This is a genomic window from Candidatus Kurthia intestinigallinarum (assembly GCF_003991225.1).
GTDB lineage: Bacteria > Bacillota > Bacilli > Bacillales_A > Planococcaceae > Kurthia > Kurthia populi.
This window is the reverse complement of the sequence record NZ_JTFC01000008.1, coordinates 147,982-160,128: the sequence shown is the minus strand read 5'-3', so window position 1 is coordinate 160,128 and position 12,147 is coordinate 147,982. Positions and strand designations below refer to the sequence as shown.

The window sequence follows — 12,147 nt, the reverse complement described above, 5'->3', positions numbered from 1 at the left end:
CTCATTCTCTAACGCGTCTATAGTACCTTTTCGCAATCTTGAAAAAAGCAGACTATAATAGTAAAAAAGGGGGGCTTTATGATGCAAACACAGAAACTTGTCGAGCGTGTAGCGAAACAGCTACGTGACGCCTCAAGACAGCTTGTTCACCTATCAACAGAGGATGCCTTTTCTTATATAGCAGATGCTTGTCGTAAAGAGCTCCCAATCGATTTTTCAGCAATTGCCATGGCAAATAACGGGCAATATGTGCTAAAGGCTTGGAGTGGCGAGGCACATCCATTAGCCAATTCCTTTCCGCTAAACGTCAATGAATGTACACCACTTCTAACCGAGGAAGTCGTAACACATTTACATTTGTTAGAAAGCTGTGCGCTTTTTCAAATGATGCAGTATACCGATGTCCCGTCATGGTTTACAGTCCCATTTAAAATCGATGACACGCGCTTTGGTTTTTGTTTAATCGGTTATTTAACGCCGATTGAGCTCATTCCAGATATGGGCACCGTTTTTAATGAATTCGGTAAAGATGTCGGTGTATCCATGTTGTATCAGCATGAAAAAGATGATAAACAGCAACTCGAGCAATTACTGCTCTATCAGCAAACATTATTAAACGAAACATTAATTGGTGATGCTTTTGACGGTCTCACGAAAAAAATTAGCGAACTTCTACAAAATTCTGTTGTTATTTTCGACCGCTTCCATCACGTTTTATCTGAAGCCTGGCTTGATACGAAGCAGCCTTATGACAGTTTGAATGAACACCACCCGATTCATGTCGGTCATGATGTACTCGGCTATATTGCCTTACTCAAGCCCTCTCCTACTACGCATTATGTACAGCTATCGATTGAAGTGGCGAAAAACATGTATGCGATTCAATTTATGAAACAAAAAGTTGCGGTTGAGGCCTATGAGAAGAAAAAGGAGCAGTTACTTGAGCGCTTATTACAGCAACCCTTTGATATGCAAAGTGTGTTAGCACAGGCCAATTTATTAAATATTGATCTAACATTGCCTTTATTTATTGCCGTTGTCGAAACGACTATCGATATGACGGAAAAAGCAAAGCCATTTGAGCCCGCATTAACCGTTATCCAGCATTATGAGCACGCTGTTTTATTATTTAAAGACCGTACACAGTGTCATGCTTTTTATGACCATATTCAAAAATCTGCACCGATTAAATTGCTGTATAGCCGACCTATTCAAAAGCTTCAAGATGTACGCACAGAGCTCACAAAACTTCAGCAGGCGCTTCCGTTAATTAGTACAGCCTGTATAGACTATGCAACCTTAGGTGTATTACCGCTACTGCAAGAAATCGAGCATTACGACGCATTTGTGACGGAGCAATTAGCTGCCCTATCCCCGCAGCTAGTTGACACCTTGAAGCAGTACTTAGCGCATAATGGCCATGCCTCTGAAACAGCAAAAGCACTGTTCATTCACCGTAGCACGCTATTATATCGACTTGAAAAAATCGAAGAGGCACTGCATTGCTCGTTACAGCATAGCGAAACGCGCTTTACGTTACAATTGGCATTAAAATTAAAGGAATTACACAATTTGTAGTAATTTTTTTTATCCATTCCTACACTTTGTATGTATATACTGTAAAAAAAATACAGTATAGTGAAGCTAACTAGAAAATGGAGGCGATTTGTATGACAGCAATTTCAAATTTACGTTTACCTGTAATTGGTTCACCCATGTTTATTATTAGCACACCAAAGTTAGTGATTGAACAATGTAAGGCCGGGATTGTCGGCTCGATGCCGGCGCTCAATGCCCGTCCAAAGGAATTATTAGATGAATGGCTCGCGGAAATTACAGAAGAACTAGCAAGCTATAATGCGAAAAATCCAGAGAATCCAGCAGCCCCTTTTGCCATTAATCAAATCGTCCATCACACGAATGACCGCCTAGAGCATGATATGGAACTTTGCGTGAAATATAAAGTGCCGATTATCATTTCTTCGCTCGGCGCGCGTACGGAAGTATTTGACGCGGCACATAGCTACGGTGGTCTATGCCTACATGATGTCATTAACAATACATTTGCGAAAAAAGCGATTGAAAAGGGCGCAGATGGTTTAATTGCGGTGGCTGCTGGAGCTGGTGGACATGCCGGCTCACTTAGCCCATTTGCACTTGTCCAGGAAATTCGCGAATGGTTTGATGGTCCACTTGCTTTATCGGGCTCTATCGCGACAGGTCAATCGATTTTAGCGGCCCAGGCAATGGGGGCAGATTTCGCCTATATTGGCTCCCCGTTTATCGCGACAGAGGAAGCCAATGCGGTCGAGGCTTACAAAGAGATGATTGTGACTAGCCAGGCCGATGATATCGTTTATAGTAATCTTTTTACAGGTGTTCATGGCAATTACTTAAAACCATCCATTGAAAATGCCGGGCTTAATCCAAATGATTTAGCTGAAAGTGACCCATCGAAAATGAGCTTTGGTGGCGATGCAAAGGCGTGGAAAGATATTTGGGGAAGCGGGCAAGGGATCGGTGCGATTAAAACCGTACAACCAGTAAAAGCCTATGTAGACCAATTATATAAAGAATATATAACCGCACAGGAACAGCTCGCTGCGAAAACGACTGGGTTAATTCGCCAATAAGAAAAACGCTAGAAAGCATTTATCTCCCTATTCATATTAATCCAAAATAAAAAGAAGGAATCGTGCCAACAACGCACGATTCCTTCTTTTTTTATGCTACATTTTCTTCGACAATTCACTTACTTTTTCAGAAACAAGTGTTAGTTGATCTAATGCTTCAGTAATGCTTGTAATTGCCTCGCCCTGCTCACTTGAAATCGTATATGTGTCATCCACAATTTTTGAAATTTCAACAACTTGCTGTGTTAAATTGTCCATCACTTGATTGATTTCATTCACCGAATCGGTAGACTGATTCGCTAGCTTTGTAATTTCACTTGCCACGACTGAAAACCCTTTTCCAGCTTCGCCTGAACGCGCTGCTTCAATCCCTGCATTTAACCCTAAAATACGCGTGCTTTTCGCAATATTATTAATCATTTGCAGCATTTTCTTCGTATTCTCGGTATATTCTAGCATATCCTTTTGGGCATCTGATAAACGCTTCATGTGACGGTTGAAGATGCTTTTACCTGTTACATTACTATAGATACACTCATTTAAATAAGTTTTAGAACTATTTTACTTATTTTTCAAGACTTTTTTAATCTTTTTTATGAATTTTCGCATTAAAAAATCGGAATCTCTAATTGATTCCGATTTTTTAATATATTTTGACACTACTTAATTATTTATCCTTTTACTAGCTGATAAATATAATGCATTTCACTCTCATTCATAATTTTCGGAACAGGATATAAAGGGTTTGATTCCGCTAACGCACGTTTTACCATCACTGGAATATCTCGATTCTGGATACCTTTTAGTTTTGTTGGAATATTCATATCCGCATTTAACTGCTGAATGGCCTCAATGAATTTTTTAGCGCGTACAGCATCACTATCATGGTCATCTCCTATCGAAACAAGTGCCGCTAATCTTGCGAGTGGCGTATGTACCGTTTCACCATAAAAGTTAAGTAAATAAGGTAATAGCACTGCATTTGCTAAGCCGTGTGGAATGCCGTAATAACCGCCTAATGTATGGGCGATAGAGTGAACATTGCCAACAAAGGCACGGGTAAATGCAAAGCCTGCTACATAGGATGCGCGTTGCATATTAGCGCGAGCCTGAAGGTTTTCAGGATGTATATACGTTTCATATAAATTGTCAAAAATTAATTGCACCGCTTCCTCACTCGCTCGAAGTGTTTCTGCTGTATTACTTTTTCCAATGTAGGCCTCTACGGCGTGTGTAAGTGCATCCATGCCTGTTGTCGCTGTCACAAAAGGCGGTAAATTCACTGTGAGCAGTGGGTCAAGCACTGCCACATGCGGTACTAAAACCGGATCCATGATGGCATATTTTTCGTGTGTTTGACTATCTGAAATAACTGCCGCAACCGTTGCCTCACTTCCTGTCCCAGAGGTTGTTGGAATTGCAAAAAATGGTGGCATATTTTTACGAACTTTTAACACGCCCTTCATTTGAGGAATCGTTAAATTTGGCCGCGCCACACAAGCAGCTACCCCTTTCGCACAGTCCATTGGTGACCCACCACCAAAAGCGACGATTCCCTCACAGCTATGCTCGTTATAAAGAGCATATGCTTCTTCAATATTTTGAATCGTTGGATTGGCAACAGTATCATCATATAGTGTAAATGAGACTCCTTCACTCGTTAGCTTCTCTAAAAAAGGTAAAACAAGCCCAGCCGTCATTAATCCTTTATCTGTTACGACAAGCACATGGTTCACTTGCTGGCGAATACGCGCAGGTAAGCGAGCTAAACTATTTTCCCCCTCTAATAGCTCAGGCTCTCGGTATGTCATCACCTTTGACGCAAGCTTAAACCCCTTTTGAAATGTTCGACAATATAATTCATGCAACATTTACCCCACCCCTTTAACATCATTTCTTTCATTCTAATACAGAAAACACAATTTTTCACACATAAACGCATAATTTCAGGTATGATAGAGTAATTAGCACATCATCAGTTGTCGTAGTGTCGGTCTCCATCTAAATGAATCTTTATGATTGGAAGGGGAAGTTGCAAATGGAAAATCGTATTCGCTATGCTACATTACAAGATAAGGTTGTCTCAGCTGAGGAGGCAGCATCATGGATTAACGACGGGTCACTTGTGGGGATGAGTGGCTTTACGCGTGCAGGGGATGCAAAAATAGTCCCACTAGCGCTTGTCGAACGCGCTAAAAAGGAGCGTTTCCAAATTGATGTTTTTACTGGAGCTTCACTTGGCCCAGAAGTTGATGAAAAAATGGCAGCAGCAGGCATTATTCGAAAACGTGCACCCTATCAAGGAGATCCGGTCATTCGTAACCTTATTAATACGGGTAAGGTACTCTATATGGATGCGCATTTATCTCAAAATGCTGAATTAGTCCGTACAGGCATTGTTGGCCCAATTGATTACTTAATCATTGAAGCCGTTGCGATTACTGAAGAGGGCCATATTGTACCGACAACATCTGTCGGTAACTCAGCAATCATGGCACAGTATGCACAGAATATTATTATTGAATTAAATACTTCTCACCCGCTTGATTTAGAGGGCTTACATGATATTTATATTCCAGGGGATCAAGGGCATCGCGAGCCAATTCCAATGACAAATATCGAGCAGCGTCTTGGAACAACAGCCATTCCTTTAGACCCAGCAAAGATTAAAGGCATTGTGCTCTCTGACATTACGGATGCCCCGTCTTTAATTGTCCAGCCTGACGCGGAAACAGCACAAATTGCCGAGCACCTGCTTCATTTTTTACGTGAAGAAATTAAAATTGGACGCTTAACAGAACGATTAGCACCACTGCAATCAGGTGTTGGTTCTGTGGCGAATGCGGTGTTAAATGGCTTCTTAAATTCAGAATTTCATGATTTAGAAGTGTATTCAGAGGTACTGCAGGATGCGGTATTTGACCTAATTGATGCAGGCAAGGTTCGTTTTGCCTCTGCAACATCGATTACATTAAGTAAAGAATGCGGCGATCGAGTGTATGGTAATCTTGATAACTATAAAGATAAGCTTGTACTACGCCCACAAGAGATTTCAAATCACCCCGAAATTATTCGTCGTTTAGGTTTAATTTCCGTTAACACTGCACTGGAGGTTGATATTTATGGCAATGTCAATTCAACCCATGTATCCGGCGTTAAAATGATGAATGGTCTAGGTGGCTCTGGTGACTTCGCTCGAAATGCACGCCTTGGTATTTTCGTAACAAAATCCTATGCGAAGGGCGGTGCCATTTCATCTGTTGTCCCAATGGTATCGCATGTCGACCATACTGAGCATGATGTTGACGTAATTGTAACCGAGCAAGGCATTGCGGATTTACGCGGCTTAGCGCCAAAGGAACGTGCTAAGCTCATTATCGAGCATTGTTCGCATCCGGACTACAAAGCACAGCTACAAGATTATTATGACCGCGCCGTTGAAAAAACCGGCAACGCACAAACGCCGCATATTTTAGAGGAAGCACTTTCTTGGCATACACGCCTTGCTACAGACAAAACAATGAAAAAATAAGGCATCAAAAAAGAGGCTGGGACATAAGTGTAAAACAATCTCTCATATGAGCATAAGAAAAACCGGAATCGCGCTGTTGCGCGGTTCCGGTTTTTCGTTGCGAATACTAAAAAGGAAAATAAAGTGTTTGTCCCAGCCTCTTTTGTTTTTAAATTTCTTCGTTAAACTTACATGTGCTAATATCGCGACGGAGGCCTAGTGCACGTGGCACCATCGTTTCGAGTAATAAATCTTCTTCTTCGAAAATGATTTTTTTCAGTTCGATGCCAAAGAAATGCTTCATACGTGATTCCGTCATCACTTCATTAGTTGGACCAAAAACAAGTCCCTTATCCTTACCTGTCATTAAGACATGGTCCGCTAAGTAAAAGGCATGGTTTGGATAATGCGTATTAATAATACAAGAAATGCCTTTTTCTTCCGATAAACGACGAATTGTTTGTAAAATAACAATTTGTTTTTGAATATCTAAGTGCGATTCTGGCTCATCTAAAATTAAGACTTCCGGATTCGATACAAGTGTACGAGCGATTAATGCAAGCTGCAATTCCCCACCGCTGACTTCGTTACATGATTTATGGGCTAAATGACGAATGCCCACTGTATCAAGCGCTTCAAGTGCCGCTTCTTTATCCTTCTTCGAAGGCTGTGCTAACGTACTAATGTATGGTGCACGTCCCATGATGACTAATTCTTCTAATGAATAACCAAATGTCATTTTATGTGCTTGCGGTACGTAGCCAATACGCTTCCACAGCTCTTTTTTTGAATAGCTTGTCATTGGCTGATCATCAATAATTGTTTCGCCCTCTGTCCAGTCAAGTAAGCCGGTAATGCATTTAAGCATCGTCGTTTTCCCTGCACCATTTGGACCAAGAATTGATAAAATCTCGCCTGCTTCAAGTGTAAAGTTTACATTTTTCGCATATAAGTTTGGTAGCGTTTGTTTGCGCTTCATATAGTGGAAATTTCCGTTACGTACTTCTAACTTCACACCCAACGACCTCCCATACGACGTAATAAGTAAGCAAAGAATGGCGCACCGATAATCGCTGTTAAAATCGATAACGGAATTTCTGTTGCTGTTAAACTACGTGCTAAATCATCAATGATTAATAAGTAAACACTCCCAATTGCCAGTGATACGGGTAAGACAAATTGATTGTTGTTCCCAACAAACATACGCGCGACATGGGGGATGATTAAACCAACCCAGCCAACAATCCCTGCAGCCGCTACTGTCGCCGCTGTAATAATTGTGGCACCCGCAATAACTGCCCATTTCAGCGCTGTCACCGGAATCCCCATTGACTTCGCTTCATCTTCAGGTAATGTTAATAAATTTAAACGCCAGCGTAATACATATAAAATCAGCATACCAAATAAAATAATCGGACCTGCAATAGATAAATCACGATACGTTGCTGTACCAAGACTCCCCATTAACCAATACGTAATCGCTGGTAATTTTTCCTCTGGATCGGCCACAAATTTCGTTAATGAAATAAGTGCATTAAATAACGCAGAGGTAATAACCCCGGCTAAAACGAACATATAAATGGCCGCATTTTTACGATTTCCGGCTACAAAGAATGTAAATAAAATCGCTAATAGACCAAAGACAAGCGCAAGTAATTGTGCTGTTACGCCTTGACCAAATAATAAAATACCTAGTGAAGCACCAAAGCCGGCACCTGCAGATACCCCTAAAATATCAGGTGATACAAGCGGGTTTCCGAACATCCCTTGGAAGCTAGCACCTGCCATCGCAAGGCCACCACCAATTAGTAGTGCTAAAAGAATACGTGGGAAACGTACATTCATCACAACAGTTTCTTCCATATTCGACCACGTTTGGTCAATTGGGAAAACCTGTGATGTAAAAATTTTCACAATCGTTATAGGGTCTACATAAAAACGACCAATCCCAAGTGACACAACAGCTACAACAATCGGCAGTAGCCACATTAACGCAATTTGCCATTTCTTCATGTTAGGACACTCCTATTGTTTTGCAGCTTCAGAAGAAGGATGTAAAATCGTTTCCACTTCATCATCTGTTACATCAAAGTTGTAGAAATCTTTATAATACGTTTTAATTTCATCGTTCATGTCGTAATCAAATAATTCTGGTTGGTTATGATTTGCCATCCATTTCAGCATAAGTGGTGCGTCACCTGATGGTGGGAACCAGCGATAAATACCTAGAGGAATCTTATACACTTTTTTATCTTGAACGGCTTTCACGTCGCTCCAGTCTTGACCTGAAATTTTGTTGTTAAATAAGTCTTCTGGTTGTGTTTCAGTGAAGTTCGTAATGTAGATAATATCTGGATTCCATTTATAGATTTGTTCCATATTCACTTCTTTTTGGCCTTGGACACCTTCGCCTGACACGATATCATAGCCACCTGTTTGATTGACCCAGTATTCGCCCCATAGGTTTTGACCCGCTACAACGATTGATTTATCGCTATGTTGGTGTAGCACAAGGACACGTGGTTTATCTTCTTTTTCAACATTTTTTAGCTTTGTATCGATTTCTTTTTGCACATTTGTAACATTATCAACATATTTGTCAGCGCGATCTAATGCGTCGCCACCTTTAATTTCTGCTGTTACTTTTAACCAGCTGTTGAATGTTTCTACCGGATTTGCATCTGCTACTTCAACAGTTTGTAAGGCAACTGTTGAGATACCCGCTTCATCTAATTTTTCGATTGATTTTGTATCATTTGCAATTTCAAAATAAACTTGCGGGTCAACATTCATCAACTCTTCGACATTTAACTCACCATTTTGGATAAAGTCTGTTGATACTTTTAACACATCTGGAGACATTTTCGCAAGCATTGAGTTTGATGCTGCATTATATGAGTTCGGGTGCATCCCAACGATTTCTTTTGTTGAGTTTGTCGCAACGAACCAGGTTGAAAAGTACGGTAAAATCCCCCCTACAACGACATGATCCACATCTCCTAGAATCGTTACATCTCTACCTAATTGGTCTTGAATCATTTTTTCTTCTGCTGTTGTTTGCTTGTCGCTTGAAGAAGTTGTTTTGCCTTCTTCATTCCCACATGCTGCTAACAGCCCAGCTGCTAATGTTGCCGCTGCTAAAAAGCCATATTTCTTTTTCATTTTTGTCTTCCTTCTACAAATAAAGCGTTTTCTATACTATTTATTTGATTATCATTATCAATTATTTATTCTTCTCTATTCTATTGATAATCATTTTCAATTTCAACGAATTTTGTCGAAAATACGTGTAATAGACGATATTTCCACAAAATTAATGTCGAATGATAGCGAATATAGTATGCTAATTGCGAGTGATTATCATTTATATGTAAAACTAAAGGAGACTTTCTATGAATTTATCAATTGCCCGCCTAGATCCGGGTCATGCATTTGGCATCAATGGCCAAATGGTGAAAATGACAGATTTAGCGATTAAAAACATTCCACAATATACCTTAACGTCCGCTGCGCTAGAAGATGTAAACGTTTTAATCATTCCAAACTTCGTGGACCAAGAATTTTTGTATGCTAATAAAAACATTATCGAACGCTTCTTAGCTGACAAAAACATCGTCGTTTTCTGTGGTCACCTATTCCGCCCTTGGCTACCAGGTGCGTCATTATTTATGCCTGAGCGCATTCAGCACCACACAGACTATAATATCTATCCACAAAACAATACGCCAATTTTTGATGGTGTCGAAACAGAGGATATGACGGTAAATAAAGGTGTCGCTGGTTTCTTCGCACGTGGTTACTACCATACAACAGCTGAGCAAGAAGTTCATTTACGCTTTAAGAGCGGTCATGTCGTTACATATGTGGATCGTCATGCAACAAATGGTACAATCGTTGTTCACGCAGGTCGTCCGCTACTAGGCTACAGTGGTCATAATAAAACAACAGATCGTATTCGCACACAATTCCTTGCGTTCTTAACACAAGAACTAGCACGCTTACAGGAGGCACAATAATATGAAAAAAATCGGTGTTATTTATTCAGGAAATGAAGCGCATTACCGCACATTTCATGAACCAAAAATCAACCAATTTATCGAAAAATTAATTTACCACCCTCAATTTGTAGGCACAGACATTAGCGATTTAGATGTCCTTGTTGTTCCTTCACAGTTAAACGGGGAATTATTAATGCAGGGTGCACAAAAAATTCGTGAATTCGCGGCAAACGGCGGCACAGTTGTCGCATTTGGTCCACAGCCTTGGGAATGGATTCCTGAGCAAAAATGGAAAAACCGTGAAACAAACTTCTGGTGGTGGTTAGAAAAAGACGCGAAAAGCGGTCTTGTCTTAACAGCACCAGAGCATATGCTATTTAAAGATTTCTTAACACTTGATGATTGTACTTGGCACCAACATGGTTGCTTCTGGCCTACAGATGATGCTGAAATTTTAATTGCAACAGAAGATGGTGGTGCGATTATGTACGACCAAAAATTAGCAACAGGTGGCCGCTGGATTGTCACAACATTAGACCCAGACTACCACTTTGGCTCTTACTTCATGCCAGCAACAGAACGCTTTTTAGAAGGATTCTTCCCGTTCTTAGCTTCTGGTAAATAGGGATTAAAAAAGAAGGAATCGCGCAAAAAAGCGCGGTTCCTTCTTTTTGTTATGAAGCTATAAATTGAGATAGTGTTTCAGTGTCTTTTCTACATTGTTAAATAGGGATATATTTTATGCCCATACGTGAAATACGTCGGGGCAGCATCTTCTATTTCATAAAAGGCCTTTGCTAAAATGCGCGCCTCATCTAATGTTAATTTATAAAAATCGAGGCCGGCGGGTAGAACGGTATTTAAATCGACACCCTCGACATCCTCTAGCTCATACTCGTCGATAAATTCACGCTCAAATGTGGCGTAATCTGGGTAGCCTTCGATAATGCCCATATCGATAACCATCTCTTTTTTTGCATCAATCCGTATCGTGACGGTCGCATCTGCAAATGCCGCGTTTTTCTCTTTGTCTTGCGGTGTGATGCCAATTAATCCATACGTACGACTCTGTGGTTTTCGGAAACTATGCTGTGGATAGTGAGCCGTCATATACTGAAGGCTTTCTTCGTTATACCCGGCATCACTTTCAGTCGTCAGCCCAAAATCCGCGAGCAGCACATTGTCATATGCGAGCGTCGGTAGCCCTCTTTGTAATCTTTTTACAATATCAATTGCCATACAAATGCTTTCAAATGTCGTTGCACTCCAATGATAATAAACATTGGCTACAATGATACCATCAAAATTCAACGCTAAATTTAACCGTTCGCCCAAAACCTTCGCCACCTTTCCATTCTTCCCTATCCTTTCCCCGCTTTAGCAGGATTTTAATCCCTTTATACTTGCTGCTGTAGCTTACGATATTCGTAATATGCGCTCAGTGATAATATAGCCGAGCCAATAACAATTAATGGGCAGAATAAACGCAGTAGCGCGAACGGCGTTTCAAACAGAAAGGCCTTCCAAAACAGCGAGCCTTCCATGTCCCACAAACCTCTTGTTAAATACATATTGTCTGGTGACAAAGTGCCTTGCTGGAAAAGAATACATGACAACACGAAAAATGGTAGGGCAAACATAAGACTATAATTCATAAGCTGCTTATAATAATTTTTCGTCGATTGTCTATCGGAGAAAAGCTGATCTGCCTCTTGTCCCTCGGATACCTTTTGCCAGTAATGCTTTCCTGAGCTACGGGAGCCTTGTAGATAGCTCCATCCAAAATCCTCATACATCAGCTTATATTCTTCAAAGGCTTCTTTTTTCATAGCTTTTTGACAATCAATTCGTACAACATAGGCTTGTGATGTCTTTTCAAAGACAAAACCTGACCGCCATGAGGTAACTTTTGTAATTTTATAGCCTTGCTGTAGGAAGCCATTTAGCCATTGCTCTTCTTTTAAGACATTTATTCGGAACCAATTTGTTTTTTTCATCGCAAACC

At 40.6% G+C, this 12,147-nt stretch carries 12 protein-coding genes; 5 read left to right on the top strand and 7 right to left on the bottom strand.

The genetic code is table 11. The features are described 5' to 3' along the window. Positions 1–78: 78 nt before the first annotated feature. Positions 79–1,578, top strand: coding sequence for a PucR family transcriptional regulator (locus tag QI30_RS02815; protein WP_126989429.1), 1,500 nt, complete (start codon positions 79–81; stop codon positions 1,576–1,578). 92 nt (positions 1,579–1,670) lie between these two features. Beyond that, positions 1,671–2,633, top strand: coding sequence for an NAD(P)H-dependent flavin oxidoreductase (locus QI30_RS02810; protein WP_126989428.1), 963 nt, complete (start codon positions 1,671–1,673; stop codon positions 2,631–2,633). A gap of 96 nt (positions 2,634–2,729) precedes the next feature. On the opposite strand, the gene QI30_RS02805 is transcribed toward QI30_RS02810, so the two are convergent. Together QI30_RS02805 and QI30_RS02800 are read right to left on the bottom strand one after the other, a co-directional pair. After that, positions 2,730–3,122, bottom strand: a complete 393-nt coding sequence (locus QI30_RS02805) for a methyl-accepting chemotaxis protein (RefSeq protein ID WP_126989427.1) — start codon at positions 3,120–3,122, stop codon at positions 2,730–2,732. A gap of 182 nt (positions 3,123–3,304) precedes the next feature. Further along, entirely contained in the window at positions 3,305–4,501 is a 1,197-nt protein-coding gene (locus QI30_RS02800; protein WP_126989462.1) for an iron-containing alcohol dehydrogenase, read from the bottom strand. Between the two features lie 170 nt (positions 4,502–4,671). Between QI30_RS02800 and QI30_RS02795 the strand changes: the two genes are divergently transcribed. Then, complete coding sequence (locus tag QI30_RS02795) at positions 4,672–6,165, top strand: succinate CoA transferase (RefSeq protein WP_126989426.1); 1,494 nt, start codon at positions 4,672–4,674, stop codon at positions 6,163–6,165. A 148-nt stretch (positions 6,166–6,313) separates the two neighbouring features. Here QI30_RS02795 and QI30_RS02790 read toward each other — a convergent pair whose 3' ends face one another. From QI30_RS02790 to QI30_RS02780, 3 genes are read right to left on the bottom strand one after another with little or no spacing between them, the layout of a single operon-like run. Then, a complete protein-coding gene (locus tag QI30_RS02790; protein WP_126989425.1) occupies positions 6,314–7,159 on the bottom strand; it encodes an ABC transporter ATP-binding protein in 846 nt (281 codons plus the stop codon). Then, entirely contained in the window at positions 7,156–8,157 is a 1,002-nt protein-coding gene (locus QI30_RS02785) for a FecCD family ABC transporter permease (RefSeq protein ID WP_126989424.1), read from the bottom strand. Before QI30_RS02785 ends, QI30_RS02790 begins: the two co-directional genes overlap by 4 nt. Positions 8,158–8,169: 12 nt before the next feature. Beyond that, positions 8,170–9,306 carry an ABC transporter substrate-binding protein gene (locus tag QI30_RS02780; RefSeq protein ID WP_126989423.1) on the bottom strand — a complete coding sequence of 379 codons (1,137 nt, stop codon included), beginning with the start codon at positions 9,304–9,306 and terminating at the stop codon, positions 8,170–8,172. A gap of 230 nt (positions 9,307–9,536) precedes the next feature. Between QI30_RS02780 and QI30_RS02775 the strand changes: the two genes are divergently transcribed. After that, a complete protein-coding gene (locus QI30_RS02775; protein ID WP_126989422.1) occupies positions 9,537–10,160 on the top strand; it encodes a hypothetical protein in 624 nt (207 codons plus the stop codon). Between the two features lies 1 nt (position 10,161). Further along, positions 10,162–10,767 (top strand): hypothetical protein, encoded by a 606-nt coding sequence (locus QI30_RS02770; RefSeq protein WP_126989421.1) that lies wholly within the window; start codon positions 10,162–10,164, stop codon positions 10,765–10,767. Positions 10,768–10,856: 89 nt separating this feature from the next. On the opposite strand, the gene QI30_RS02765 is transcribed toward QI30_RS02770, so the two are convergent. Then, positions 10,857–11,477 (bottom strand): hypothetical protein, encoded by a 621-nt coding sequence (locus tag QI30_RS02765; RefSeq protein ID WP_126989420.1) that lies wholly within the window; start codon positions 11,475–11,477, stop codon positions 10,857–10,859. 62 nt (positions 11,478–11,539) lie between these two features. Beyond that, complete coding sequence (locus QI30_RS02760; RefSeq protein WP_126989419.1) at positions 11,540–12,139, bottom strand: DUF2812 domain-containing protein; 600 nt, start codon at positions 12,137–12,139, stop codon at positions 11,540–11,542. Positions 12,140–12,147: the final 8 nt, after the last annotated feature.